Raw genomic sequence first — 25,577 nt, forward strand, 5'->3', positions numbered from 1 at the left:
CCATGGCCAGCTATCAATACGTCTACCACATGGACGGCGTCTCCAAGACCTATCCGGGCGGCAAGAAATGCTTCGAGAACATCCGCCTCTCGTTCCTTCCGGGCGTGAAGATCGGCGTTGTCGGCGTCAACGGCGCAGGTAAGTCCACGCTGATGCGGATCATGGCCGGGATCGACAAGGATTTCACCGGCGAGGCTTGGGCCGCCGACGGCGCCAAGGTGGGCTACCTGCCGCAGGAGCCGCAGCTCGACGAGAGCCGCACGGTCCGCGAGAACGTGATGGACGGCGTGGCCGAGAAGAAGGCCATTCTCGACCGCTACAACGAACTCGCCATGAACTACTCCGACGAGACTGCCGACGAGATGGCGAAGCTTCAGGACGAGATCGACAGCAACAACCTCTGGGACCTCGACAGCCAGATCGACGTGGCGATGGAGGCCCTGCGCTGCCCGCCCGACGAGGCGATGCCCGAGAACCTCTCGGGCGGTGAGCGCCGCCGCGTGGCGCTCTGCAAGCTGCTGCTCGAAGCGCCCGACATGCTGCTGCTTGATGAGCCGACCAACCACCTCGACGCCGAAACCATCGCCTGGCTCCAGCAGCACCTGATCGACTACAAGGGCACGATCCTGATCGTCACCCACGACCGTTACTTCCTTGATGACATCACCGGCTGGATCCTTGAACTCGACCGAGGCCGGGGCATCCCATACGAGGGCAACTACTCGGCCTGGCTTGAGCAAAAGGCCAAACGGCTGGAGCAGGAAGCCCGCGAGGACAAGTCGCGCCAGAAGACGCTGGAGCGCGAACTCGAGTGGATCCGCGCCGGCGCCAAGGCCCGGCAGGCCAAGCAGAAGGCCCGGATCAACGCCTACGAAGACCTCGCCGCGCAGTCCGAGCGCGAGAAGATCAGCCGCGCCCAGATCGTCATCCCCAACGGCCCGCGCCTTGGCAGCAAGGTGATCGAGGTCGACGGGCTGCAAAAGGCCTATGGCGACAAGCTGCTGATCGAGGACCTCGAATTTGCCCTGCCGCCGGGTGGCATCGTCGGCGTGATCGGCCCGAACGGCGCCGGTAAGTCCACCCTCTTCCGCATGCTGACCGGGCAGGAACAGCCCGATGAGGGCAGCGTGGAATATGGCGACACGGTGAAGCTGAGCTACGTCGACCAGTCGCGCGATGCGCTGGATGCAGGCAAGACCGTCTGGGAGGAAATCTCAGGCGGGGCCGAGGTGATCGAACTGGGCGACGCGAGCATGAACTCCCGCGCCTATTGCTCGGCCTTCAACTTCAAGGGCGGCGACCAGCAGAAGAAGGTCGGCCTGCTCTCAGGCGGTGAGCGCAACCGGGTCCACATGGCGAAGCTGCTGAAAAGCGGCGGCAACGTGCTGCTGCTCGACGAACCGACCAACGACCTCGACGTGGAAACCCTGCGGGCGCTGGAAGACGCGCTGGAAGACTTCGCCGGCTGCGCCGTGATCATTTCCCACGACCGCTTCTTCCTCGACCGCCTCTGCACCCACATTTTGGCCTTCGAGGGCGAGGCCCATGTGGAATGGTTCGAGGGCAACTTCGAAGCCTATGAGGAAGACAAGGCGCGCAGGCTGGGTCCGGACGCGCTGGAGCCGAAGCGGGTGAAGTACAAGAAGTTCGTGAGGTGAGATTTGAAAATCAAGAGGGTCAGATTACCTGCGCAAATCAGAAGTCTGCAAATCATTGAAAGTTCCCTTGGTCCACTAATTGACCACTTTGAGAAGATTGAGCTCGACTTTAGATGGTGCAAGTTTGCGGAACCCTTCCCACTTCTCTACCTAAGCGCCAGGCTGAACAAGCTCAGACACAGTGGTGTCGATATCAAAACTATTCTGCCCGAAAGGGGCGGCAATCAATTCCTTGGCTATGCATCGCATGTCGGTTTCTTTGACCTTATCGGACAGGAAATCGGCCGCCGCGTTGGGGAGGCATACGGTTCGTCAAGCTACTTTCCCATAATGCAATGGAGCATTGATGATGTCAGACGCCAAGCGGGCGATCGCCCCGTTGCCGAAAAAATTGACGAATTAGCCGCTTCAATGGCGAAAGTGCTAATGCAGGCCGATACCGGTGATGTTTTCGACGTGGTGAAATTCTCGATCCGAGAAATAGTCAGGAACTCTTTCGAACATAGCCGTGGGAAAAACTGCACATTCTTGGGCCAGTACTGGCCAACTCGGGGGGAAGCCGAAATTGTATCGCTTGATGACGGAATCGGGATTGCGGAAACCTTGTGGGACAATGAGTATATAAACGCATCCAATAATCTTGCTGCAATTAAGCTTTCACTATTTCCAGGTGTTACCGGCGTTTCACGCTCAGAGCGAAGCAGTCAGGATTACTATTGGGGAAACTCCGGGTTTGGACTCTACCTATTAAGCAACCTGTTCGGAGACTTCGGTGAGTTTCGCATCATATCCAATAATGACTGCCTAACGCTGTCAAACGGAAAGCAATACCACAGGAAAGTGCCTTTCGATGGCACTGGTGTGGCGCTTCGCTTCCCAGTCGACCAACTAGGCGCGGCGGCGGCTCGATTTCCATACCTTATCGAGAAAGGAGAGAAACTAAGGTCGGAGCTCTTGCGTGATTTCCCTATTCAAGCCTCCACCGCGTCGAAGATGCTACGGAACGATTTTTCTCGTGATTAGCCTATCGCCAGCGGGTTAACGGGCGGTAACCATGCCGGCGGAACCGGCGGTGGCTTCCCGGCGTTCTCCCTTCAACCAGCACTTCACGGAGACATCGCCATGAAAGGCATTCTTGCGTGGGCGATCGGTATTCCGATCCCCATCATCATCATCCTGTACCTGCTCGACGTGTTCTGAGCAGCGCCGACGCCCGGTGAGGGGTGGGTGGGCCTGCCCCTCACAGGCGAATGACGTAGTCCTTGCGCGTGGTTTCGAGCACTTCCCAGGTGCCTTTGAAGCCCGGGCGCAGGAGGAAGCTGTCGCCGGGTCCGACCTCCACGGCCTCGCCGCCTTCCTCGCTTAGGACCGAACGTCCCGAGAGGATGCGACAATACTCCCATTCCTCATACGAAATCATCCACTTGCCGGGCGTGGCTTCCCATACCCCAGCGTAAAGCCCATCGCGCTCCTCGACGTTCCACGTGCGGAACCGGGGGGCGCCGGAAATCACCCGGTCAGGCACCGGGGCGTCCTCCTCGGGGGCGATGCCATCGGTGGTGATCGGAACCAGCAAATCCATTGGTCTCTCCCTGCTGCACGGCCCGAGACTAGCGCCTCACGGCCCGCACGCCCAGCCCGGCGATCACGGCGAATTTTCTTGAGTTCTCACGGGTCTGCAGCTAAACGCACTCCCGCTACCTTCTACTCGACCCACTGTCTCCCTTACCGGCCAGTCTCGATCTAGACGCTCTGGCCAGGCCGCCGCAACACCGTGGGCGGCACCCATTGGAGAAGACAGATGCCCAACGGCACCGTGAAATGGTTCAACCCCACCAAAGGCTTCGGCTTCATCGCACCCGACGAGGGCGGCAAGGACGTGTTCGTGCACATCTCCGCCGTCGAGCGTGCTGGCCTGACCGGCCTGAAAGACGATCAGAAGGTTTCCTTCGACCTCGAATCCGGCCGTGACGGCCGCCAGAGCGCGACCAACCTGACCCTGATCTGAGCCACCGGCCAGATGACAAATCCGGAAGGGCGCCCCCGTGGCGCCCTTTTTTCTTTGGTCACCGTGCCCACGCTGCTAAGCTCCGTGCATTCATTTTGGAAGCACAAGGAATTGCACAATGACCACCCAAGGAGGGTTCTCGATCGCCGTTTCGGGCGATGGCATCATGTTCGGCATGTTCATCACCGATGGCATGGCCCGTTGGGGCGATGAGGTGACGATGTATGACCACTCCGCCGCCGTTCAGGCCTTTCGGCAGGCGGAGGCCAAACTGGGCGAAAGCGGCTATGGCGACAAGGGTTCGCAGGATCTGGCCAAGAAGATCCGCGCCCATGACGCGAACCCGCCCAAGATCGACATCAAGGTGCATTTCGCCAAGTTCGGCGAGACCGAGATTTGCATCATCTCCGGCAACGGACAGACGCGAGTGGTGAAACTCGACAAATCCAAGCAGGATTGGCAGACGCTGGAGCACGCGCTCGAGGAGTGCTTCAAGGCGGTCGACGAGATCCGCGGCAAGAAGCCAGCACGGCCCCGGTTCATCCAGCGCCCGAAGGCTCCTGCGGTCTCGTAAAGGTCAGTCGTCGAGCACGAAGGTCACCATCAGGCCGACCCGGTATTCCGAGATCTTGCCGCCATCGACGGTGACTTTCATGTCCTTCACCCATGCGCCCTGTACGTTTTTTAGGGTCTCCGATGCGCGGGCGATGCCCCTTTCGGTGGCGTCGTCGAAGGAGGTGGGGGACGACGAAATGATCTCGGTGACACGTGCGACAGACATGGCTCTCTCCCTTTGTTGCAAGGGATAGGACCTAGCCCGAATCAGGCACCGGACCAGTCGACCCCCTCGGCATGGGCGACCTCCAGCCGACCGTCGGGCCACGGATGGCAGAGGGCCTGGGCCTCGGAAGTGTTGCCGCCGCACCAGAGCGGCCATTCGTGGGGCGCAAGGATCACCCCCATGCGGTGATGGATCGGCGCCACATCGCCGTTGGGCGCGCAGGTGACGGTGGCGACCTGCGCCAGCTCGGCCCCGTTTGGCGCCGTCCAGACATCCCAGATCGCCGCGAAGCCCAGCAGACTGCCGTCTTTCGGGGCAATCCGCCACGGCTGCTTGCGGCGGGCCTTGCCTGTCCACTCGTACCAGCCGTCGCAGGGCACCACGCCGCGCCGGGTGTTCTCGAAGGCGGATTTGGCGAAGACCGTCTCCGAGCGGGCGTTAACAATCGTTTCCATCACCGGGCGGCCGCGCGCGTTGACCCGGCCCACCGGGATCATCCCCCAACGCATCAGCCGCAGCGCCGCGCCATCCCAGACCACCACCTGCTGCCCCGGAGCGATGTTGGCCCTCGGCCCCTGCCCTTCCGGCCAGTCACTGCCGAAGGCCTCGGCCACTTCGGCGCCCGGACGGGTCAGAAAGAGCCGCCCCGGCATTGGCCTCAGTCCAGCGGTTTCAGAACGTAATGCCCAGGTGCTACTTCATCGTAAACGGAGGGTGCAGGCTCATGCCCGACCGGGAAGACCGGCGAGGGGATGGGCTTGAAGTTGAGGTCCCGCTCGCTCTTGCGCTGGCGCGGATCGGCGACCGGCACGGCCTTCATCAGGTCGCGGGTGTAGGGGTGCTGCGGGTCTTCGAAGATCGCCGCACGCGGACCGATCTCGACGATCCGGCCCAGATACATGACCCCGACCTGATGGCTCACCCGCTCCACAACAGCCATGTCGTGGCTGATGAACAGGAGCGAGATGCCCAGCTCGGCCTGAAGCTCGATCAGCAGGTTCAGCACCTGCGCCTGAATGCTCACATCGAGCGCAGAGACGGCCTCGTCGGCGATGATGAGCTTGGGATTGAGCGCGAGGGCGCGGGCGATGGCGACGCGCTGGCGCTGACCGCCGGACATCTCGTGCGGATAGCGGCGCAGGAAGCTGCGGGGCAGTTCCACCCGGTCGAAGAGCGCGGCCACACGGTCCTGCACCTCGGAGCCTGTGGCGAGGTTGTAGTTTAGGATCGGCTCTGCGACCTGATCCATCAGCCGCATCTGCGGGTTGAGCGAAGCGAATGGGTCCTGAAAGACCATCTGCATATCGGCCCGCGCCCGGCGCAGCTCGCGCGGGTTCATCGCCAGCACATCCTTGCCGCCGAGGGTGACGGACCCGGATTGCGGCTCCACCAGCCGCAGGATCGAGCGCCCGCAGGTGGACTTGCCGCAGCCGGATTCGCCGACGAGCGAGAGGGTCTCAGAGGTCTTGAGGCTGAAGGAGACATCCTCCACCGCATGCACATTGGCCTGCGTGCGGCGCAGCAGCCCGCCCTTGACCGGGAAGCGGGTGGTGAGGTGCTGCACATCGAGCAAAACCTTGCGCTCGGAGGCGGGCACGACCGGGTGCGCCTCGATCTCGCGGCCCATGATCTTGAGCGGCTCCGGCTCGCTCTTGCCCTCCATCTCGCCTAGCTTGGGCACGGCAGAGAGCAGGGCTTGCGTGTAGGGATGCTGGGGCGCCTCGAAGATCTGCTCGACCGGCCCCTCCTCGACCTTGTTGCCCTTGAGCATGACAACGACGCGATCCGCCACCTGCGCCACCACGGCCATGTCGTGGGTGATGAAGAGCACGGCGGTGCCGGTCTCGCGCTTGAGCCGGTCGATCAGGGCGAGGATCTCAGCCTGAATGGTCACATCGAGCGCCGTGGTGGGCTCGTCGGCGATGAGAAGGCGCGGCTTGCAGGCCAGCGCCATGGCGATCACCACGCGCTGGCGCATGCCGCCTGAAAGCTCGTGCGGGTACTGCTTGAGCCGCCGCTCCGGCTCGGGGATGCGCACGCGCTTAAGCAGCTCCAGCGCCTCGGCGGCCGCGGCCTTCTTGCTGAGGTTCTTGTGCACCCGCAACCCCTCGGAGAGCTGCCGCTCGATGGTGAACACCGGGTTCAGCGCGCTCATCGGCTCCTGAAAGATCATCGCGATCTCGTTGCCGCGGATGTCGCGCATCAGCTTGTTATCGGCCTCGGAGACATCGAGCGCCTTGCCGTTCTCGCGGCGGAACTTGAGCGCACCATTGGCGATGCGCCCGCCGCCGAACTCCACCAGCCGCATCAGTGACAGCGAAGAGATCGACTTGCCCGAGCCGCTCTCGCCCACGACACAAAGGGTCTCGCCGGGATCGATGTGGAAGGACACATCCTCCACCCCCACAACGAGACCGTCGTTGGTATCGAACTCCACGCGCAGGTGGCTGACATCCACCAGTGGCCGCTTTTCGGTTTCGTCGAGCATGATCTGTCCCCTGTTTGGGTCAACTCTATGCCATGACGCGCAATTCTCAATGCCCCGCGCAGCCGCCGTGGCGGCAGGTGCTTGCCATTCCCCGGGCAGGGGTAAAAACTTGGGCGGAGAGGCCGCGCGATTGGGCCGGAAAAGGATTGGAGAGCCAGATGGACCGTTACGACCGCGACATGCGAGGCTATGGCCCCCGCCCGCCCAACGCAGCATGGCCGAACGGCGCCAAGGTCGCGGTGCAGTTCGTGCTTAACTACGAGGAAGGCGGCGAGAACAACATCCTGCATGGCGACGAGGCCTCGGAGGCCTTCTTGAGCGACGTGATCGGCGCGGTGCCATGGCCGAACCAGCGGCACTGGAACATCGAATCGATGTATGAGTACGGCGCCCGTGCGGGCTTCTGGCGGCTGCACCGGCTGTTCACCGCAATGAAGATTCCGCTCACCGTTTACGGTGTTGCCACTGCGCTGGCCCGCTCGCCCGATCAGGTGGCCGCCATGCGGGAAGCCCGGTGGGAGATTGCCAGCCACGGCTACAAGTGGATTGATTACAAGGACTTCTACGAAGCCGAGGAGAAGGAGCACCTCGAAAAGGCGATTGCCTTGCACCGCGAGGTGGTGGGCGCGAGGCCGCGTGGGCTCTATGTAGGCCGCTGCTCGGAGAACACCGTGCAGATCGCGACCGAACTGGGCGGTTTTGCCTATTTGTCAGACAGTTACGCCGACGATCTGCCCTATTGGGTGCATATCTCCGGCAAGGACCAGCTGATCATCCCCTACACGCTCGAGGCCAATGACATGCGCTTCACCACCGCCTCGGGCTTTGGTGATGGCGAGCAGTTCGAGCGCTATCTGAAGGACACTTTCGATGTGCTCTATGCCGAGGGCGCGGCGGGGGCGCCGAAGATGATGAACATCGGCCTGCATTGCCGCCTCGCGGGCCGTCCCGGGCGGCTGATGGCGCTGAAACGTTTCATCGACCATGCGATGGCCAAGGAGGGCGTGTGGTTTGCCCGCCGGATCGACATTGCCCGGCACTGGACGATGGCCCACCCGCCCAAAAAGATGTCGGCCCGCCCGAGCCAGATGGACCTGACCACCTTCACCAACCGTTTCGGCTCGATCTTCGAGCATTCTCAATGGGTTGCGGAACGCGCCCACAAGCTGGAACTCGGCCCGGCGCATGACACGCCGGAGGGTATTCACAACGCGATGGCCCGGGTCTTCCGCCGCGCCAGCGAGGACGAGCGCCTCGGCGTGCTGCGCGCGCACCCCGACCTCGGCGATGCGATCACCAAGGCTGACCGGCTGACCGATCATTCCAACGCCGAACAGCAGGGCGCGGGCCTGACCGCGCTGACCGACGAAGAACGCCGCGAGCTGACCGACCTCAACGAGCGCTACGTGGCAAAGAACGGCTTTCCCTTCATCATCGCGGTGAAAGACCACGACAAGGCGGGCATCATCCGCAAATTCCATGAACGAATGAATAACAGCAAGGGCGAGGAGATGGCGGAGGCCTGCTACCAGGTCGAGCGGATCGCCCTGCACCGGCTGTACGGGATGGATTGGACGTGACTCGCGCCGCGGCTTTGGCGCTCTGCGCGGTCGCTACCTTTCCGGGCATGGCTGCCGCAGATTTGCCAACAGCGGGCACCTGTGTGCGCAACGTCACCTCTGCCACGGGATACGTAGAGCGGACCACGCTGGCGTGGTCCGATCAGGGCGCTGTGATCGGGCTAACGATTGGCGAGGTGGAGGGGCGTTTGCATGGGCTGCGCGCCCATGACGAGGGCTTCAAGCTCTCGGTGCTTTTCGAGCATGAATACCTCGGACCCTCGGAGATGGTGCTCTTCTCGGTCTTCCTGCGCGGGAAGCAGCGCTATCGGATCGGGTGGATCAGCTATGACGAGCTGGAGGGCGGCGGAAGGGCGGTTGCGACGATGAATGCCTTTGCCGACGCGGACTGCGAGATTACCTTCTAGACCCGGTGCAACACACTGCCGCGCAACGAAAAAATCGGCCGGGCAACGGTGCTGCCACACCGGCCCGGCCTCCCCTCGAACTTCTCGCGCGCAGCTTAAAGGCGGGTGGGACACCCTTTTTTGGCCCGGGGCTGGCCGATGTGATGGGGGTTGATAATGAGATACCAATGGACCGGCTCGCCGGGGGCCTGCGCCTTAGAATAGGAGCAGCCCGCGGGGGTGGTGTACCACTGGCCCTGATAGCCTGCCGGGGGGCGCGGGTTGGACTTGGCCTTGCCGAAGGCCGAGGCGCTGCCGGAGAAGGCGAGTGCGGCGGTAACGGCGAGGGCTGCGATCTTGGCGGGACTCTTCATGCAATCGGCTCCGATGGCTGGTTCTGCGTTGCCACCGGGTATGGCCCGCAACCGCGATGAAGAGCGGGCGAGAATGCGGCATCAATGCGCCGCTGCGCTAAGGTTTTAAGGGTATCGGAGAGTTTTGGTGGAGCCGATCGGGATCGAACCGACGACCTCGTCATTGCGAACGACGCGCTCTCCCAACTGAGCTACGGCCCCACTGGCGCGGTATTTGGGATATGCCGCCCGGCGTGTCAAGCCGGGGCGTGCTGGCGGGCGAAGGCGATGATGTCGGCGGCGGGGCGGGCACCGGCGAGACGGGCGACCTCGCGACCGCCGGAAAAGAGGATCAGCGCGGGGATGCCGCGGATGGCGTAGGCGCCTGAGGTCTCGGGGAAATCCTGCGTGTTCACCTTGGCCAGACGGGCGCTGCCCGCGAGTGCCTGTGCCGCCTTCTCGAACTCCGGGGCCATCATCCGGCAGGGGCCGCACCAGGGCGCCCAGAAATCGACCAGCAGGGGCAATGTATCTGTTTTCACGGCCTTTTTCAGGCCCGCCGGGTCCAGCGCGAAGGGCTTGACCGCGGCCAGCCGCGCGCCGCAGCTGCCACATTTGGGACCGGCAGAAAGCTTGCTCGCCGGAAGGCGGTTTCCGGCGGTGCAGGACGGGCAGACAAGGGTGTGGGTGGCAGGCATTTCAGGGGCCTCAAAACACATTCTGTATGTCGAATATATGTGCCGCGCGGAGCGGTTCAAGAGCGGCGCACGGTGGGGTCAGAAAGGGGCGTTAACCGTGGCGGAGGGGCGATGCACAAGTGATGCACAACCGATGCACATTCCATGCATACGCACGTATGGGCGGGGCGGCGTTAACTAATGCAGCGTACGGTGGGCCGGTTTGCGGGTTGTCGTCCTCGGGCGGACCCGAGGACGATGCTGATTGATGGACGCGAAGCCGGGAAGAACCCCGGCCTACTCGGCAGCTTCGGCATAGCTTTCGACCGGCGGGCAGGTGCAGATCAGGTTGCGGTCGCCGGCCACGTTGTCGACCCGGCCCACGGGGGGCCAGTACTTATCGACCCGGAAGCTGCCCGGCGGGAAGCAGCCCTGCTCGCGCGGATAGGGGCGCTCCCACTCGGCGACGAGGTCGTTCACCGTGTGGGGCGCGTGCTTGAGCGGGTTGTCATCGGCGGGCATATCGCCGGCCTCAACCGCCGCGATCTCGTCACGGATGGCGAGCATGGCGGTGATGAAGCGGTCGAGCTCGGCCTTGGTCTCCGACTCGGTCGGCTCCACCATCAGGGTGCCCGCGACGGGCCAGCTCATGGTGGGGGCGTGGAAGCCGCAATCCATCAGCCGTTTGGCGATGTCATCGACCGTCACCCCGGCGTCGGCGAAGGGGCGGGTGTCGAGGATGCATTCGTGGGCGACGCGATTGTTGCGGCCTTTGAAGAGCACATCGTAGGCGCCGTTCAGGCGGGCGGCGATGTAGTTGGCCGAGAGGATGGCGACCTTGGTGGCCTGGGTCAGCCCCGCGCCGCCCATCAGCAGGCAGTAGGCGTAGCTGATGGGGAGAATCGAGGCGGAGCCGAAGGGGGCGGCGGAGACCGGGCCGGTCTGGCCGCCGGTTTCGGGGTGGCCGGGCAGGTAGGGCGCGAGGTGCGATTTGACGCCGATGGGGCCCATGCCGGGACCGCCGCCGCCGTGGGGGATGCAGAAGGTCTTGTGCAGGTTCAGGTGCGAGACATCGGAGCCGATCTCGCCGGGCTTCACGAGGCCGACCATCGCGTTGAGGTTGGCCCCATCGAGATAGACCTGCCCGCCGTGTTTGTGGGTGATGTCGCAGACCTCGCGCACGGTGTCCTCGAAGACGCCGTGGGTGGAGGGATAGGTGATCATCACCGCCGCGAGCTTGTCACCGGCGGCCTCGGCCTTGGCGGTGAAATCCTCGAGGTCGATGTCGCCGTTCTCGGCGGATTTCACCACCACCACCTTCATCCCCGCCATCTGGGCGGAGGCGGGGTTGGTGCCGTGGGCGGAGGTGGGGATGAGGCAAATGTCGCGGTCTTCGCCATTGGCCTCGTGGTAGGCGGCGATGGTCAGGAGGCCCGCGTATTCGCCCTGCGCGCCGGAGTTGGGCTGGAGCGACATGGCGTCGTAGCCGGTGATCTGGCAGAGGCGGTCGGAGAGCGACTCCAGCATCTCGGTGTAGCCTGCCGCCTGTTCCTTGGGGGCGAAGGGGTGCATGGCGGCGAAGGCGGGCCAGCTGATCGGGTCCATCTCGACCGCCGCATTGAGCTTCATGGTGCAGGAGCCGAGGGGGATCATCGCGCGGTCGAGCGCGAGGTCACGGTCGGCGAGGCGGCGCATGTAGCGCATCATCTCGGCCTCGGCCCGGTTCATCTGGAAGATGGGGTGGGTGAGGTAATCGGAGGTGCGCAGCAGCTCTTCGGGCAGCGCGGGGGTGCCGCCCTTGGCGGTTTCGCTGATGCCGAAGGCGCGCCAGACACCCTCGATGATCTCGGGGGTGACGGTTTCATCGGCGCTGATGCCGATGCGGCCCTCGGGCAGCTTGCGCAGGTTGATGCCCTCGGTCTCGGCGGCGCGCAGGATGGCGCCCTGCAGCGGGCCGGCCTCGACGGTGATGGTGTCGAAGGGGTTTTCGGGCGTGACGGTGAAGCCAGCCTCGCGGAGGCCAGAGGCGAGCTCGGCGCAGCCGAGGTGGACGCGCTCGGCGATGGCGCGCAGGCCTTTGGGGCCGTGGAACACGGCATAGAAGCTGGCCATGACGGCGAGCAGGGCTTGCGCCGTGCAGACGTTGGAGGTGGCCTTCTCGCGGCGGATGTGCTGCTCGCGGGTTTGCAGGCTGAGGCGGTAGGCCTTGTTGCCGCGGCTGTCGACCGAGACGCCGACGATCCGGCCGGGCATCTGGCGCTTGAAGCCGTCCTTGCAGGACATGAAGGCAGCGTGGGGGCCGCCGTAGCCGAGCGGCACGCCGAAGCGTTGGGCGGAGCCGACGGCAATGTCGGCTCCCATCTCGCCGGGGGCCTTGAGGAGCGTCAGGGCGAGCAGGTCGGTGGCGATGACGGAGACGGCCTTGGCCTCGGTCAGGGCGGCGCATTCGGGCGAGAAGTCGCGCAGGCCCCCGGTGGTGCCGGGGTATTGGAAGAGCGCGCCGAAGACTTCGGCGGGCTTCAGATCATCGGGCGCGCCGACCACCACCTCGATATCGAGCGGTTTGGCGCGGGTCTGCACCACGGCGATGGTTTGCGGGTGGCAGTTTTCATCGACGAAGAAGGCGGTGGCCTTGGACTTGGCGACCCGCTGGGCCATCACCATCGCTTCCGCCGCTGCGGTGCCCTCATCCAGCAGGGAGGCGTTGGCGACCTCCAGCCCGGTGAGGTCGGTCACCATGGTCTGGAAGTTCAGCAGCGCCTCGAGACGGCCTTGGGCGATTTCGGGCTGGTAGGGGGTGTAGGCGGTGTACCACGCGGGGTTTTCGAGGATGTTCCGCTGGATCGCCGGGGGCGTGATGGTGCCGTAGTAGCCTTGCCCGATGAGGTTGGTCATCACCCGGTTCTTGGCGGCGATCTTGCGCATCTTCACCAGCAGGTCGCCCTCGGTCATCGGCTCCCACGGCAGCGGGTCGGACTGGCGCAGGCGCTTTGGCACGGTCTGGTCGATCAGCTCATCGAGGGAGGACACGCCCAGCACCTCCAGCATCTCGGCCATCTCCTCGGGCGAGGGGCCGATGTGGCGCCGGTTGGCGAAGTCGTAGGGATCGTAGGCGGTGGGGGTGAAGGGCATGTTGGCCTCGGCGTTCGGGTCAAGGGGCAGCTCATCGGGCGCGCGTGCGCCCGCTAGGCATCTGCGGTGCGGACCGGGAGGGCCGAAGGGCCGCCCCCGGTCCGGCGCGTCAGGAGATCAGATCCTGATAGGCGTCTTCATCCATGTAGGCGTCATACTCGGCCATGTCGGCGGGCTTGATCTTGAAGAACCAGGCCTCGCCCATCGGGTCTTCGTTCACCAGTGCGGGGTTGTCGGTGAGGGCGTCGTTGACGGCCACGATCTCGCCGTCGAGCGGGGCGACGATATCGGAGGCGGCTTTGACGCTCTCGATCACCACCACCTCGTCGCCCTTGGCGACCTGGGTTTCAAGCTCGGGCAGTTCGACGAACACAACGTCGCCCAGCTGGGTCGAAGCGTGTTCGGTGATGCCGACGACGATGAGGTCATCTTCGGGGCGGAGCCATTCGTGGTCTTCAGTGAATTTCATGGGCGTGGTCCTGTTGGTCAGCGTTTGTAGGTGGAAGGTTGGAAGGGCATGGGCGCGCAGGCAAGGGGCATGCGCTTGCCGCGCAGCTCTGCGGTGATCTGCGTGCCGGGTTTTGCCAGCTCGGTGGGCAGGTAGCCCATCGCGACGGGGCGCTGGAGGCTGGGGGCGAAGGCGCCGGAGGTGATGGCGCCTGCCGGCTCGGTGGCCTCTTCGGAGGCGAAGAGCTGGACTCCCTCGCGCATTGGGGCGCGGCCTTCAGGCAGGAGGCCGGTGCGGAGGCGCTCGGGGCCGGTCTCGAGCTGGGCCGCGATGATCTCGGCCCCCGGATAGCCGCCCGCGCGGGCACCGCCGGGGCGGCGGGCCTTGGAGAGCGCGAAGGTGAGCGCGGCCTCGGCGGGGGTAGTGCCCTCGTCGATGTCATGGCCGTGGAGCGGCAGCCCGGTTTCGAGCCGGAGCGAATCGCGCGCGCCGAGGCCGATGGGCTCGCAGGCCTCGTGGGCGAGCAGCTTGCGGGCGAAGGCCTCGGCCTGGGAGGCGGGCACGGAGACCTCGAAGCCATCCTCGCCGGTGTAGCCGGAGCGGGAGATCCAGAGATCGCCATAGGAGGTTTCGACCTCGGCCACATCCATGAAGCGGGCAGGCACGGCGCCGGTGGCGGCCTCCAGCACAGCCTCGGCGGCGGGGCCTTGCACGGCGAGAAGGGCGCGGTCTTCCAGCGGCTCGATCTCGAGCCCGGCGCGCCGCATGTGGGCGATGTCGGCCTCGGCGTTGGCGGCGTTGACCACCAGCAGCAGACGGTCGCCGTAGTTGGCCACCATCAGGTCATCGAGGATGCCGCCCGCGTCGTTGGTGAAGAGCGCATAGCGCTGGCGGCCGGGTTTGAGGCCGGCGATATCGACCGGCACGAGGGCCTCCAGCGCCTCGGCGGCCCCTGCCCCGCGCAGGATGACCTGCCCCATATGGCTCACGTCGAACAGCCCGCAGGCGGCGCGAGTGTGGAGGTGCTCCTTCATCACGCCGGGGGCGAATTGCACCGGCATCTCCCAGCCGGCGAAGGGCACCATCTTGCCGCCCAACTCCTCGTTCAGCGCGTAGAGCGGTGTGCGTTTCAGATCCGTCAATGTTGCCCCCTTCAAGACACAGCCCGGCACGGCGCCCGCCGTGCGTTTCGGTGCCCCCTCTGTCCTTTCGCCTGAGATCGCTATCCCTTCGGCGGGCCTTGCGGCCACTCTCCAGAGTCCTTTTCTCCGTCCGGTCCTTGGGCCTGAGAGTTTACCGGGGCGGTTGCTCCTTCGGCACCGGCGCGAGGCCGGATTCTCCTCGGACGGGGTGGTGCATGGTTAGCGCGGCGCGGGCGGCTGGACAAGATGGCTTGAGACCGACAGGTTGCGCAGCATGAGCGACGCCTATTTTTTCGGCTATGGAAGCCTTGTGAACCGCGCCACGCATATTCATGCGCCGTCTTTTCCCGCACGGCTGCGGGGTTGGCGGCGGGTCTGGAAGAGCACGGTGCTGCGGGATGTGGCCTTTTTGAGCGCGGAGCCGTGGGACGGCTCGGTGCTGGAGGGGTTGGTGGCCCATGTGCCGGGCGGCGACTGGGCGGCGCTGGATGTGCGCGAGCGGGCCTATGGGCGGCACGAGGTATCGGCGCATTGCGAGCATGAGGCCGGGGAGGTCAGGGTGGAGGTGTATGCCGTTGCGCCCGAGCATATGGCGGCGGATGCGGCCCACCCGGTGCTGCTGAGCTACGTCGATACGGTGGTGCAGGGCTTTGCCGATGTGTTCGGCGAAGCGGGGGCGCTGCGGTTCTTCGAGACGACGGCGGGCTGGCCGCCGGTGGTGGTGGATGACCGGGCCGCGCCGATCTACCCGCGGGCAACCGAGGTGAGCGCGCAGGAGCGCGACTTTGTGGATGCGGGGCTGCGGCGGTTGGGCGTGGAGAAGGTCGCGGCCCCCGTCAGGGCGTGACGACGCCGTTCTCTTCGCCATCCCAGTAGTGGATGTGCTCGGCGTCGACCCGGATGAGCAGCAGGCCGGGCGTGTCGATACCGTCTTTGAACCAGTATTCGAGGTCGGGCACCCAGTGTTCTTGCAGCGCGGCGCGGTCACTGGTGAGCGTGGCGCGGCCTTGGACGTGGACCATCGCGCCCGGCTTGCCGACCAGACCGAGCACACCGCCAGAGCCCTGAAAGGCGAGGCCGACGCGGGGATCGGCGCGGATGTGGCGGGTCTTGCGGGTATCGTCGAGGCTGTAGAACCAGCTCTCGCCGCGATACTCCACGTCACCGTTCGAGCTCATCGGACGGGCGGCGATGCGGCCGTCTTCGGCCAGGGTTTCCATCATGCAGAAATCGATTTTCGCCATCAGCTCGGCGACTTCGGGCAGGGTCTTGGTGGCCATGTCGAGGTTCCTCGGGGCGCGGGATGCGCCGGTTGAGGGAGGAACGCGCGACGGGGGCGAAGGTTGCCATGAGGAACGGCGCGCGCCTTGCAGCGCCGGCCCGCGGGGTGGCGCCCGCAACGGCTGTGCGTGGCACTTAATCGTGCCGTGGTAGCTCAAGTTTCGTGGTCAGCCCCAACCTCACCAAAGCGCCGCCCCGGGGGGCGGGTCGGCGCTGCACGGCGCCTTCGGCTTGATTCCGTGCAGGCTTCTTTGATCAGCCCGGCTTGCGGGCCAGCAGCGGCATCACGTCGGCCATCTCGGGGCCGCGCTCGCGGCCCGTCACCGCCTTGCGGAGCGGCATGAAGAGGCCCTTGCCCTTGCGGCCGGTGGCCTCTTTCACGGCAGAAGTCCACTCGCTCCATGTGGTGTCGGTGTAGGGCGGCTCGCCGAGCATGGCGAAAGCCTCGCGCACGAAATCGGCGTCTTCCTCGGCGACCAGCGGGGTCGCGCCCTCGGAGAAGAGCTTCCACCAGTCCTGAAGATCGGCCTTCACGGTGATGTTCTCGCGGGCCACGGCCCAGAAGCGCTCGGCCTGATCGGCGGGCACGCCCAGCGCCTCGATCTCACCCGCCACGGCAGAGAGCGGCTGGGCGGCGAGGTGGCGGTGGGTGAGCGGGAAGAGATCTTCCACGTCGAACTTGGTGGGGGCGGAGCCGAACTTGGTGAGGTCGAAGCCTTCGATCAGCTCGTCATGGGTGGCGCGCAGCTCGACCGGGTCGGCGGAGCCGAGACGGGCCATGAGCGACAGCAGCGCCATCGGCTCGACGCCGCGCTCGCGAAGATCGCGCAGGGCCAGCGTGCCGAGCCGCTTGGAGAGCGCCTCGCCCTGCGGGCCGGTGAGCAGCGAGTGGTGCGCGAACGATGGCACGGTGCCGCCGAGCGCCTCGATGATCTGGATCTGGGTCGCAGTGTTGGTGACGTGGTCGGAACCGCGCACCACGTTGGTGATGCCCATCTCGGTGTCGTCGACCACGGAAGCCAGCGTGTAGAGCACCTGCCCGTCGCCGCGGATCAAGACCGGGTCGGAGACGGAGGCGGCGTCGATGGAAATGTCGCCTAGGATGCCGTCATTCCACTCGATGCGCGCGTGGTCGAGCTTGAAGCGCCAGTGGCCGGTGCGGCCTTCGTCACGGTAGGACTGCTTTTGCGCCTCGGTCAGCTCCAGCGCGGCGCGGTCATAGACCGGCGGCTTGCCCATGTTGAGCTGCTTCTTGCGCTTGAGGTCCAACTCGGTGGGGGTCTCGAAGCACTCGTAGAAGCGACCGATCTCGCGGAGCTTGTCGGCGGCGGCTTCGTAGCGGTCCAGCCGGGAGGATTGGGTTTCGACCCGGTCCCACGTGAGGCCCAGCCACTCGAGATCTTGCTGGATGGCGTCGGCGAACTCGGGCTTGGAGCGCTCCGGGTCGGTATCATCCAGACGGAGGATGAAGGTGCCGCCGGACTTGCGGGCGATCAGCCAGTTGAACAGCGCGGTGCGCAGGTTGCCGACATGCAGGTAGCCGGTGGGGGACGGGGCAAAACGGGTGGTGGTCATGGGATATCCTCGGGCGTCAGGGCCGCGATTTACACGGGGCGCGGGCGCGGGGCAAGTTCAGCGGCGGCGCGGCGTCAGGCGGAGACGGGCCAGCGGGTGGCGAGATCGTCCAGCCCGGCGCGGATCAGCTCGGCCAGAACAGCCTCGTCGATCTTGCCGAGGCGGCCAAGGTAGAGGCAGGACTTGCCGATCTTGTGCGGCCCGAGGCGGGCGAGGATGTGCGAAAAGTCAGTGTAGCCCGGCATGATGTAGACGACCATGTTGGCCTTGCGGGGCGAGAAGCCGGTGGCGAGCCAGTCGCCAGTGCGGCCCGAGGCGTAGGTGTAGTGATACTGGCCGAAGCCCACGATGGTCGGCCCCCACATGCGCGGGGCGTAGCCGGTGGTCTGAGCGAAGAGATCGAGCAGACGCAGGGCATCCTCGCGGCGACCGGGGTGGGCGACGGTGTCGCAGAAGGCGCGCGGGTCGGTCTCGGTGGGTTGGGTGGCATTGGCCATGAGTAGAGGATGGCGGAGGGGGGCGTGCTGCGTCAACGGGGGGCTTGGCTTGTGGCAGCGGTGGTGGGCTGCACCTGCTCTGCGGGCGCACGCAGGCCCCGCTGCGCGGGGGCCTTTTGTAGGGTGGGTTCTGCCGACCGTTAGGGGCCCGTGCCTTGGGGAGCGCGTGATGCGGTGTGCACGGCGGTGGGTTTCACCCACCCTACTTGAGGGGGCGCGGGAGGAGGGAAACCCCGCGCCGCTGCGGCTCGAATGGACCTCGGGGGAAAGGTGCGAACCGTTGCAGCCTGTCTAGGCGCGGAGCGTAAAGATTTGGTTCACGCGTAAGAGATCACCTCATATTCCACCCCGTCCCAATCCTCGAAGTAGAACCGGCGGCCCGGCTCGTAGTCAGCGTGGGAGCGGGGTTTGAGGCCGTAGTCCTTGACCCGCTGTTCCACCGCGTCGAGATCGTCGACGACCACGCCGACATGGTTGAGCCCGCCGGTCACATGATAGGTGGATTGCTTGGCCGCCTCCTGATCGTGGTGGCGGTAGAGCGCGAGGTAGCTCTCGGCTCCGCCGACATGGGCGGTTTCGCCGCCGTAGATCGAGGCGCCGCGCCAGCGGAGCTTCCAGTCGAAGAGATCATCGAGCAGCGCAATGGCGCGGTCGAGATCTGAAACGGTGACGTTGACGTGTTCGAGTTGGGCGGACATTGGCGAATCTCCTTGAGCTGCGATGGCACCTGTGTAATTGCTAAAGCTAACTTTAGCTCAAGGGTTTTCTGATATGGCCGATCGCAGCGCGAAACTCAGGGCGAATGATGTGCTCTCCATCGGGCAATTCGCCGAGCGGGCCGGGCTGGCGGTGAGTGCGCTGCGCTACTACGAGGCGGAGGGGCTGATCGCGCCGATGCGGGCGCCCTCGGGCCAGAGACGGTTTCGGCGAGCCGACATCAGGCGGGTCAGCTTTATCCGCATTGCACAGCAGTTCGGTTACACCCTGCCCCAGATCAAGGCGCTGATGGCCGGGCTGCCGGAGGGGCGAACTCCCACAGCGAAGGATTGGCGGGAGATCTCGGAGCAGTTCCGCGACACGCTCGACCAGCGCATCCAGACCCTGAAGAAGATGCGCGACGATCTCGACGGCTGCATCGGTTGCGGCTGTCTCAGCCTCGAAAAATGCAGGCTTTACAACAAGGAAGACAAGGCGGCGACGCGGGGCGCGGGGCCGCGCTACCTGATGGGCGACCGCTCGGACGAGATCCGCGAGGCGGGCGAGTGACAATCGTGCTCGCACGATAATTGCGACATAAGTGTCATTTGCGGAATTATCTTTCTTCGACATATTGCCGCAATGCAGCGGTGGCGCTATACCCGCCCCATGACGGAGGAGACCGAGATGCTCGACAACATGCCCCGCGGGACGATCTGCATCGAAGATATCGAGATCGGCATGATCCGCAGCCTGCGCAAGCAGGTGACCGACCGGGATATCGAGATGTTCGCCGAGGTCTCCACCGACCGGAACCCGGTGCATCTGGATGACGCCTATGCGCAGGACACCATCTTCGAGGGGCGCATTGCCCACGGGATGCTGACTGCCGGGCTGATCTCTGCGGTAATCGGAGAGCAGCTGCCCGGCCACGGCACGGTTTACCTTGGGCAGACGCTCAAGTTCATGGCCCCGGTGCGGCCCGGTGACATGGTGCTGGCCGAGGTGGAGGTGCTGGAGATTGACCACCGCAAGCGCCGGGTGCAGCTTGATACCCGCTGTCTGGTGGACGGGAAGGTTGTGCTGAAGGGCGAGGCTACGGTGCTGGCGCCTTCGGCGAAGTTCGACTGAGCGATAGTGTCCCCGGCCCTTAGCCGATGAGGCCCCGGCGGATCAGGTTGAGGCCGGCGATGAGCAGCACGGCGAGGGTGGCCTTGCGGAAGGTGGCCTGATCGATCCTGTCCTGGATCTGGAAGCCGATCCACATGCCCGCAAGCGCCGGCAGGAGCAGCAGGGCCGAGAACCAGACGGTCTCGCTGTTCATCACGCCGCTCTTCAGGTGGCCCGCCAGCAGCATGATCGAGCCGAGACCATAGATAACCCCCTGCACCACGATCTGCCGGGCTTTGGGCGTTTCAATCGCCACGAGATAGAGCACCGTGGTTGGCCCCCAAGTGCCTGCCAGCCCGCCGAGCAGGCCGGAGAGGATGCCCGCCACCACAGAGGCCACCAGGCGGCGCGCCTCGGGAATCACAAGCTTCAACCCAAGCAGCTGGATTGCGCAGAGCAGGGTCACCGGGATGCCGAGGACCAGATACATCACCCCGGTCGAGATGACCGTGACAAGCTGGGCCGACAGCAGGATGAGGACGCAGACGATGAGGATATAGACTTTGTAATCGCGCAGCGCGGCCTTGGCCTCGGCCCAACCGCAGCGGGCGACCTGAAGCAGGTTGGTGAGCACGATGGGCAGGATGATGCCCGCGATGACCAGCTTTGGATCGAGCAGGATGCCCATGCCGGAGATCATGATCAGCGGCATGGCAAAGCCCACTGCCCCCTTCACCACGCCCGCCAGCAGGGTCACACCCAGCGCAAAGGCGATGAGGCCGGGGGTCAGAAGATCGGGCAGAAAGCTCATACTGCCTCATATCGCGCCGCTCCCGCTGCCGCAGCAGGAATCGACCGCGACATTTTTATGCACCAAAGTCTATTCTCGCGAAATTAAGTTGCGCTGCACCTGCGAAGGGATTATGCCGACCGGGCACGACAACGAGGACCGAATCCATGCCCCATGACGGACAGGACATGACCGCCCAAGCCATCATTCTCCCCGATCTGCTCAACCTCACAGGTGCCGCCGTGGCCCCTGCGCAGGCGCTGCTGGAGGCGGCGAAAGCCGGGTTGAAGGCCGAGTTGGCGGTAGAGGGCCGGGTCTCTGGCGGGGCGGTGGACGCCAACCAGACCGCCACCCACGGGCTGGCATGGTTTGCCACTTACGTGCAGGCGCTCAAGCAGATGCAGGCCTGGGCCGAGAAGCTGGAAGGCGAAGGCAAATTTGGCGAGGTGGAGAAGCTGCTGCACCAGATCGCCTTTGGCGAATACCTCGCGCAGATGTCCGGGGGCATCCCGATGAGCCAAGGCGAGATCGTACGGCCCGCCGACCTTGGGCTGGAGAGCACCGAGGCGCTGATCACCGATGCGGTGCGCCAGTTGATCGCGCGGGGCAACAGCCAGGCGGCGCGGATGCGGCTGGTGGAACTGATGCAGGAGCGTTCGGCCGAGATCACCGTGGGCGCCAGCGGGCTCGATGACGAGTTGGAGATGATCCGCGAGCAGTTTCGCCGGTTCTCGGTGGACCGGGTCGAGCCGCACGCCCATGAGTGGCACCTGAAGGACGAGCTGATCCCGATGGAGGTGATCGAGGAGCTGGCGGAGATGGGGGTCTTTGGCCTGACCATCCCCGAAAACCTCGGCGGCCTTGGCCTGTCCAAAGCCTCGATGGTGGTGGTCTCCGAGGAGCTTTCACGCGGGTATATCGGTGTGGGCAGCCTTGGCACCCGCTCCGAGATCGCCGCCGAACTGATCCTTTGCGGCGGCACCGATGAGCAGAAGGAAAGCTGGCTGCCCCGGATCGCCAGCGGTGAGATTCTGCCGACCGCCGTCTTTACCGAGCCGAACACCGGCTCCGACCTCGGCTCCCTGCGCACCCGCGCGGTGAAGGAGGGCGATACCTACAAGGTGACCGGCAACAAGACGTGGATCACCCATGCCGCCCGGACCCATGTGATGACCCTGCTGGCACGGACCGATCCTTCGACGAGCGATTACAAGGGCTTGTCGATGTTTCTGGCCGAGAAGACGCCGGGCACCGATGAGGCCCCCTTCCCCACGCCCGGCATGACCGGCGGGGAGATCGAGGTGCTGGGCTATCGCGGCATGAAGGAATACGAGCTGGGCTTCGACGGCTTCGAGGTGAAGGAAGAGAACCTTCTGGGCGGCGAAGAGGGCAAGGGCTTCAAGCAGTTGATGGAGACCTTCGAGAGCGCGCGCATCCAGACAGCGGCGCGCGCGATTGGTGTGGCGCAATCAGCGCTGGATATCGCGATGCGCTATGCGCAGGACCGCAAGCAGTTTGGCAGGAGCCTGATCGAGTTTCCGCGCGTGGCCAGCAAGCTGGCCATGATGGCGGTAGAGATCATGATCGCCCGGCAGCTCACCTACTTTTCCGCTTGGGAGAAGGACCATGGCGTGCGCTGTGATCTCGAGGCCGGGATGGCCAAGCTGCTCGGCGCCCGGGTTGCATGGGCGGCGGCGGACAACGGGCTGCAAATTCACGGTGGCAACGGGTTTGCGCTGGAGTACAGCATCAGCCGGGTGCTCTGCGATGCGCGGATCCTGAATATCTTCGAAGGTGCCGCCGAGATTCAGGCGCAGGTGATCGCGCGGCGGCTGCTCGCCTGAGGGCGCGCCCTAGCGGAGCGTCCAGACGACGCGGCAGGCGGTGTCATCGCGGGGCGTCTGTTGGGCCGCGATGCAATCGGCCATTGCGGCTTGTCCGGCGTCATGGCGGTTTGGATAACCCCATGCGCTGCCCCAGTGGCCCCGTGCATCCACCGCAAGCGCACGCCCGCCCTCCCTACTGCTCCGCAGAGTGGCAAGCTCGCGCGCTTGCGGCCCGGAGAGCCCGGCCACTTGCGGCTCGGCGGGGGTGATGGTGGCGACCACCCGGCAGTCGGCAGCCCAATCGGCGCAGAGGGCAAGCGCGTCAGCCTCGGCCAGCGCGGCATCGGCATAGCCCGAGACGGCGCCGAAGGCTTCCTGCCCGCCCACCGCGAAGGCGCCGTACCAGTCCGGCCCGTTGTGGAATTCGTCGTAGGCCTGGTGCATCTCCCAGGCCTGCGGATGCGCCCGCGCCAGCTCGGCCTGGCTCGGGCCGGTCAGCACGGCACCGGGCACTGCCCCGTCATGCCGTGCCAACCCCGAAACGCCCGAGTAGGACAGGGCGGCGATGGCGACGACGGCCATGAAGAGGCTGGCTCTTTGCAACATGGGCTACAGATTGCCGGTGCAGCATGGCAGCAACGTGGCAGCTTGGCGGCGCGGGACGGGCGACCTATGTGTGAGCCATGAAAACGCTTGCCCTCGCCACCCTGCTCGCCCTCCCCCCAATGGTCGCCGCCTGCGCGGATGAAACCCTGACGGGCTATGCCGAGGGCACCTACCAGCTCGAAGAGATCGACGGCGTGGCCTTTCAGTGGGGCGCGACGCTGGAGTTGGGGGAGGAAGGCCGGATCTCTGGCCGGGCGCCCTGCAACGGCTACTCGGCGGAGCAGACCGCGCCCTACCCGTGGTTCAAGCCGGGGCCGATCATGGCGACCAAGATGGCCTGCCTGCACATGAACGGCGAGGCGGAGTTCTTTGAGGCTTTGGGCGCGATGACATTGGCCGAGGCCAACGGGCCGGTGCTGATCCTGTCCAACGAAGACGGGCGGGAGATGGTGTTTCGGCGCGATCCCTAAGGCTTCGCCAGCACCCGAACCAACCGCCCCCGCGCGGCGGGCAGGGGCTTTTCGCCCAGCGAAGTGCGCAGCTGATGATCCAGAAAATAGCCAGTGGTTTCAAACCCCTGCGCAAGCTCTCCGGGGCTTTCTGGCGGCTCGCCCATGAGGCAGGGCGGCAGCGGCAGGAGCTTGGGTGCCCACTCCCCTGCCCCTTCAGCGCTGACAGCGCGCCCGGTTTTGGGCGAAACGTAAACCAGACCCTCGGTGGCTCCGGTGGCGGCGCAGCAGGTGAGATCAAGGCCGAAACCCATTTCGTCGAGCAGCGCCAGCTCCCAGCGCAGGTAGGCCAGCGGCCAGTGCTCGGAGCCTTCCTCGATCAGGTCCAGCACGGTGAGGCTGCGGGCGTAGAGGCGCGGATAGGCGGCGCGTTCGGGCAGGACGAAGGACAGCAGCGCGGTGACGGAGCCGAGACCCGCAAGTGCCCGGCGGTCGCCCAGCACCCCCGCCGCGCGGGCGCGGATCGGCTCGACGGTGAAGGCGCCGAGATGATCCTCCAGCCGGGCGCGCCACGAGAGGTCAAGCTGGGCGCCGGGTTGCAGGATGGGGGCCATGCGCCGCCCCGTGCCGCCGCGGACGACGCCGGCATGGCGACCGCGCCCCTCGGTGAAGACCTCGATGATGGCAGCGTTCTCGCCGTGGGGGCGGGATGTGAGCAGCACGCCCTCCTCGCGCCACTCCATCAGCCCAGCCCTTCCTCATCCAGCAGATGGCGGCCTTCGCGGTCTTCGACCTCGATCACCCAAAGGTCCGGGTCAAACCGGCGCTGATCGCGCAGGGCGGCATCCACCTCGGCCTCCGGCCCTTCGGCCAGCACATCCCACGGGCGGGAGCCGTCCATCGCCATAATGCGCTGGAAGGCCCGTGCGGTGCCGTCGAGCGGGCTTTGCTTGATGAGGATGTTGCCCGCCGTCTCATCGCCCTTGGCGACGACGAAAGCGGGGATGTCGGCCAGCCGCAGGCGGGTGAGGTAGGCCTGCACCCAGAAGCCGCTGGTCAGGCGAGTCAAGCGTTACCGTCCTTGAAATCAAGGCCCATCTCGTCATACCGCTCGCTCTCCTCCAGCCAGTTCGGGCGGACCTTCACTTGCAGGAAGAGGTGGACCTTGTGGCCGAGGAACTCCTCCAGCTCTTCGCGTGCGGCCTTGCCGATGGCCTTGATCGTCTCGCCCCGGTTGCCCAGCACGATGCCCTTGTGGCCGTCGCGCATGACGTAGACGATCTGGTCGATCTTGGCGGAGCCGTCCTTGCGGTTTTCCCAGGCCTCGGTCTCGACGGTGAGCTGGTAGGGCAGCTCCTGGTGGAGCCGCAGGGTGAGCTTTTCGCGGGTCATCTCGGCGGCGATCATGCGCAGGGGGAGGTCGGCGATCTGATCTTCGGGGTAGAGCCAGGGGCCCTCGGGCAGCTCGCTGGCGAGCCATTTGCGCAGGTCGTCCACGCCGTGGCCCTTTTCGGCGGAGATCATGAAGGTCTCGGCAAAGGCGTAAGCCTCGTTCAGCTTGGCGGTCAGCTCCAGCAGCACCTCTGACTTGACCCGGTCGATCTTGTTGATCGCCAGCGCCACCTTTTGCCCCTCGACCGCGCGCTCCTTCAGCGCGTCGAGGATCGCCTGCACGCCCTCGGTCAGCCCGCGATGGGCCTCGACCAGCAGCACGACGATATCGGCATCGGCCGCCCCGCCCCAGGCTGCCGCCACCATCGCCCGGTCGAGCCGGCGGCGGGGGCGGAAGAGACCGGGGGTATCGACGAAGACGATCTGGCTCTCGCCCTCGATCGCCACGCCGCGGATGCGGGCGCGAGTCGTCTGAACCTTGTGGGTGACGATGCTCACCTTGGCGCCGACCATGCGGTTGGTGAGCGTCGATTTGCCCGCGTTGGGCTCTCCGATGAGGGCGACGAAACCGGCGCGTGTGGTCATGGGGCTTGGCCTTGTTGGTTGAACGCGCCGGGAATAGAGGATTTGCGCGGGTTTCGCCAGCAAAAGCCTGCGCGGGCCTTGCGGGCCGGGGCGACCCGCCGCAGGGTTGCGCAAAGC

Annotated in this window: 29 protein-coding genes, 1 tRNA gene and 1 riboswitch; of the genes, 11 read left to right on the top strand and 19 right to left on the bottom strand. The window is 65.4% G+C overall.

Annotation, left to right across the window (positions count from 1 at the left end; genetic code table 11):
• The first annotated feature begins 2 nt into the window (after window positions 1-2).
• Entirely contained in the window at window positions 3-1,658 is a 1,656-nt protein-coding gene (gene ettA / locus KUV38_RS13155; protein WP_222470481.1) for an energy-dependent translational throttle protein EttA, read from the top strand.
• A 3-nt stretch (window positions 1,659-1,661) separates the two neighbouring features.
• Window positions 1,662-2,681, top strand: a complete 1,020-nt coding sequence (locus KUV38_RS13160; protein ID WP_222470482.1) for a hypothetical protein — start codon at window positions 1,662-1,664, stop codon at window positions 2,679-2,681.
• Between the two features lie 217 nt (window positions 2,682-2,898).
• Here the strand turns inward: KUV38_RS13160 and KUV38_RS13165 are convergent, their stop codons facing one another.
• Complete coding sequence (locus tag KUV38_RS13165; RefSeq protein ID WP_222470483.1) at window positions 2,899-3,240, bottom strand: cupin domain-containing protein; 342 nt, start codon at window positions 3,238-3,240, stop codon at window positions 2,899-2,901.
• A gap of 219 nt (window positions 3,241-3,459) precedes the next feature.
• Between KUV38_RS13165 and KUV38_RS13170 the strand changes: the two genes are divergently transcribed.
• The gene (locus tag KUV38_RS13170) at window positions 3,460-3,666 is read left to right on the top strand and encodes a cold-shock protein (protein WP_222470484.1); all 207 of its coding nucleotides are present in this window, start codon (window positions 3,460-3,462) and stop codon (window positions 3,664-3,666) included.
• Between the two features lie 118 nt (window positions 3,667-3,784).
• Window positions 3,785-4,240, top strand: a complete 456-nt coding sequence (locus tag KUV38_RS13175; RefSeq protein ID WP_222470485.1) for a hypothetical protein — start codon at window positions 3,785-3,787, stop codon at window positions 4,238-4,240.
• A gap of 3 nt (window positions 4,241-4,243) precedes the next feature.
• On the opposite strand, the gene KUV38_RS13180 is transcribed toward KUV38_RS13175, so the two are convergent.
• The 3 genes from KUV38_RS13180 to KUV38_RS13190 are packed head-to-tail and all read right to left on the bottom strand — an operon-like array spanning window position 4,244 to window position 6,935.
• Complete coding sequence (locus tag KUV38_RS13180) at window positions 4,244-4,447, bottom strand: dodecin family protein (RefSeq protein ID WP_222470486.1); 204 nt, start codon at window positions 4,445-4,447, stop codon at window positions 4,244-4,246.
• Between the two features lie 41 nt (window positions 4,448-4,488).
• Window positions 4,489-5,100 (bottom strand): SOS response-associated peptidase, encoded by a 612-nt coding sequence (locus KUV38_RS13185; protein WP_222470487.1) that lies wholly within the window; start codon window positions 5,098-5,100, stop codon window positions 4,489-4,491.
• A gap of 5 nt (window positions 5,101-5,105) precedes the next feature.
• Entirely contained in the window at window positions 5,106-6,935 is a 1,830-nt protein-coding gene (locus KUV38_RS13190; protein WP_222470488.1) for an ABC transporter ATP-binding protein, read from the bottom strand.
• Between the two features lie 158 nt (window positions 6,936-7,093).
• On the opposite strand from KUV38_RS13190, the gene puuE reads away from it, so the two are divergent.
• Both puuE and KUV38_RS13200 read left to right on the top strand, forming a co-directional pair.
• Window positions 7,094-8,515: an allantoinase PuuE gene (gene puuE / locus KUV38_RS13195; RefSeq protein WP_222470489.1), complete on the top strand. Its 1,422-nt coding sequence runs from the start codon at window positions 7,094-7,096 to the stop codon at window positions 8,513-8,515.
• Between the two features lie 47 nt (window positions 8,516-8,562).
• Window positions 8,563-8,922 (top strand): hypothetical protein, encoded by a 360-nt coding sequence (locus KUV38_RS13200; RefSeq protein WP_222470490.1) that lies wholly within the window; start codon window positions 8,563-8,565, stop codon window positions 8,920-8,922.
• A 95-nt stretch (window positions 8,923-9,017) separates the two neighbouring features.
• On the opposite strand, the gene KUV38_RS13205 is transcribed toward KUV38_RS13200, so the two are convergent.
• From KUV38_RS13205 to gcvT, 6 genes are all read right to left on the bottom strand, one after another.
• Window positions 9,018-9,275: a hypothetical protein gene (locus tag KUV38_RS13205; protein ID WP_222470491.1), complete on the bottom strand. Its 258-nt coding sequence runs from the start codon at window positions 9,273-9,275 to the stop codon at window positions 9,018-9,020.
• Between the two features lie 125 nt (window positions 9,276-9,400).
• A tRNA-Ala gene (locus KUV38_RS13210) sits at window positions 9,401-9,476 on the bottom strand.
• Between the two features lie 35 nt (window positions 9,477-9,511).
• Window positions 9,512-9,952 carry a thioredoxin domain-containing protein gene (locus KUV38_RS13215; RefSeq protein ID WP_222470492.1) on the bottom strand — a complete coding sequence of 147 codons (441 nt, stop codon included), beginning with the start codon at window positions 9,950-9,952 and terminating at the stop codon, window positions 9,512-9,514.
• 276 nt (window positions 9,953-10,228) lie between these two features.
• Window positions 10,229-13,063 carry an aminomethyl-transferring glycine dehydrogenase gene (gene gcvP, locus KUV38_RS13220; protein WP_222470493.1) on the bottom strand — a complete coding sequence of 945 codons (2,835 nt, stop codon included), beginning with the start codon at window positions 13,061-13,063 and terminating at the stop codon, window positions 10,229-10,231.
• Window positions 13,064-13,172: 109 nt separating this feature from the next.
• A complete protein-coding gene (gene gcvH / locus KUV38_RS13225) occupies window positions 13,173-13,532 on the bottom strand; it encodes a glycine cleavage system protein GcvH (RefSeq protein WP_222470494.1) in 360 nt (119 codons plus the stop codon).
• Window positions 13,533-13,549: 17 nt separating this feature from the next.
• Complete coding sequence (gene gcvT, locus KUV38_RS13230) at window positions 13,550-14,653, bottom strand: glycine cleavage system aminomethyltransferase GcvT (protein ID WP_222470495.1); 1,104 nt, start codon at window positions 14,651-14,653, stop codon at window positions 13,550-13,552.
• Window positions 14,654-14,774: 121 nt separating this feature from the next.
• Window positions 14,775-14,865: riboswitch (glycine riboswitch) on the bottom strand.
• Between the two features lie 62 nt (window positions 14,866-14,927).
• Between gcvT and KUV38_RS13235 the strand changes: the two genes are divergently transcribed.
• Window positions 14,928-15,500, top strand: coding sequence for a gamma-glutamylcyclotransferase family protein (locus KUV38_RS13235; RefSeq protein ID WP_222470496.1), 573 nt, complete (start codon window positions 14,928-14,930; stop codon window positions 15,498-15,500).
• Here the strand turns inward: KUV38_RS13235 and KUV38_RS13240 are convergent.
• The 4 genes from KUV38_RS13240 to KUV38_RS13255 form a co-directional block, all read right to left on the bottom strand.
• Window positions 15,490-15,933: a pyridoxamine 5'-phosphate oxidase family protein gene (locus KUV38_RS13240; protein ID WP_222470497.1), complete on the bottom strand. Its 444-nt coding sequence runs from the start codon at window positions 15,931-15,933 to the stop codon at window positions 15,490-15,492. The two genes, KUV38_RS13235 and KUV38_RS13240, sit on opposite strands and share 11 nt — an antisense overlap.
• Before the next feature lie 256 nt (window positions 15,934-16,189).
• A complete protein-coding gene (gltX, locus tag KUV38_RS13245; protein ID WP_222470498.1) occupies window positions 16,190-17,509 on the bottom strand; it encodes a glutamate--tRNA ligase in 1,320 nt (439 codons plus the stop codon).
• Window positions 17,510-17,583: 74 nt separating this feature from the next.
• A complete protein-coding gene (locus KUV38_RS13250) occupies window positions 17,584-18,006 on the bottom strand; it encodes a DUF1801 domain-containing protein (RefSeq protein WP_222470499.1) in 423 nt (140 codons plus the stop codon).
• 317 nt (window positions 18,007-18,323) lie between these two features.
• Window positions 18,324-18,704, bottom strand: coding sequence for a VOC family protein (locus KUV38_RS13255; RefSeq protein ID WP_222470500.1), 381 nt, complete (start codon window positions 18,702-18,704; stop codon window positions 18,324-18,326).
• A 73-nt stretch (window positions 18,705-18,777) separates the two neighbouring features.
• On the opposite strand from KUV38_RS13255, the gene soxR reads away from it, so the two are divergent.
• Together soxR and KUV38_RS13265 are read left to right on the top strand one after the other, a co-directional pair.
• Complete coding sequence (gene soxR, locus KUV38_RS13260; protein ID WP_222470501.1) at window positions 18,778-19,272, top strand: redox-sensitive transcriptional activator SoxR; 495 nt, start codon at window positions 18,778-18,780, stop codon at window positions 19,270-19,272.
• Window positions 19,273-19,389: 117 nt separating this feature from the next.
• Window positions 19,390-19,833, top strand: a complete 444-nt coding sequence (locus KUV38_RS13265) for a MaoC family dehydratase (protein WP_222471077.1) — start codon at window positions 19,390-19,392, stop codon at window positions 19,831-19,833.
• 19 nt (window positions 19,834-19,852) lie between these two features.
• Here KUV38_RS13265 and KUV38_RS13270 read toward each other — a convergent pair whose 3' ends face one another.
• Window positions 19,853-20,623 (bottom strand): sulfite exporter TauE/SafE family protein, encoded by a 771-nt coding sequence (locus KUV38_RS13270; protein WP_222470502.1) that lies wholly within the window; start codon window positions 20,621-20,623, stop codon window positions 19,853-19,855.
• A gap of 146 nt (window positions 20,624-20,769) precedes the next feature.
• Between KUV38_RS13270 and KUV38_RS13275 the strand changes: the two genes are divergently transcribed.
• Complete coding sequence (locus KUV38_RS13275) at window positions 20,770-22,446, top strand: acyl-CoA dehydrogenase family protein (protein ID WP_222470503.1); 1,677 nt, start codon at window positions 20,770-20,772, stop codon at window positions 22,444-22,446.
• 9 nt (window positions 22,447-22,455) lie between these two features.
• On the opposite strand, the gene KUV38_RS13280 is transcribed toward KUV38_RS13275, so the two are convergent.
• Window positions 22,456-23,034, bottom strand: a complete 579-nt coding sequence (locus tag KUV38_RS13280) for a hypothetical protein (protein WP_222470504.1) — start codon at window positions 23,032-23,034, stop codon at window positions 22,456-22,458.
• A gap of 77 nt (window positions 23,035-23,111) precedes the next feature.
• On the opposite strand from KUV38_RS13280, the gene KUV38_RS13285 reads away from it, so the two are divergent.
• Window positions 23,112-23,504, top strand: a complete 393-nt coding sequence (locus KUV38_RS13285) for an META domain-containing protein (RefSeq protein WP_222470505.1) — start codon at window positions 23,112-23,114, stop codon at window positions 23,502-23,504.
• On the opposite strand, the gene recO is transcribed toward KUV38_RS13285, so the two are convergent.
• Genes recO through era form a run of 3 tightly spaced genes read right to left on the bottom strand, consistent with a single transcriptional unit; the run spans window position 23,501 to window position 25,460 of the window.
• The gene (recO, locus tag KUV38_RS13290) at window positions 23,501-24,226 is read right to left on the bottom strand and encodes a DNA repair protein RecO (RefSeq protein ID WP_222470506.1); all 726 of its coding nucleotides are present in this window, start codon (window positions 24,224-24,226) and stop codon (window positions 23,501-23,503) included. The genes KUV38_RS13285 and recO overlap by 4 nt on opposite strands.
• Complete coding sequence (locus KUV38_RS13295; RefSeq protein ID WP_222470507.1) at window positions 24,226-24,552, bottom strand: DUF1491 family protein; 327 nt, start codon at window positions 24,550-24,552, stop codon at window positions 24,226-24,228. Before KUV38_RS13295 ends, recO begins: the two co-directional genes overlap by 1 nt.
• Window positions 24,549-25,460 carry a GTPase Era gene (gene era / locus KUV38_RS13300; RefSeq protein WP_222470508.1) on the bottom strand — a complete coding sequence of 304 codons (912 nt, stop codon included), beginning with the start codon at window positions 25,458-25,460 and terminating at the stop codon, window positions 24,549-24,551. The genes KUV38_RS13295 and era overlap by 4 nt, the downstream gene beginning before the upstream one ends.
• Window positions 25,461-25,577: the final 117 nt, after the last annotated feature.

Origin of the sequence: Vannielia litorea (assembly GCF_019801175.1) — a bacterium.
GTDB lineage: Bacteria > Pseudomonadota > Alphaproteobacteria > Rhodobacterales > Rhodobacteraceae > Vannielia > Vannielia litorea_B.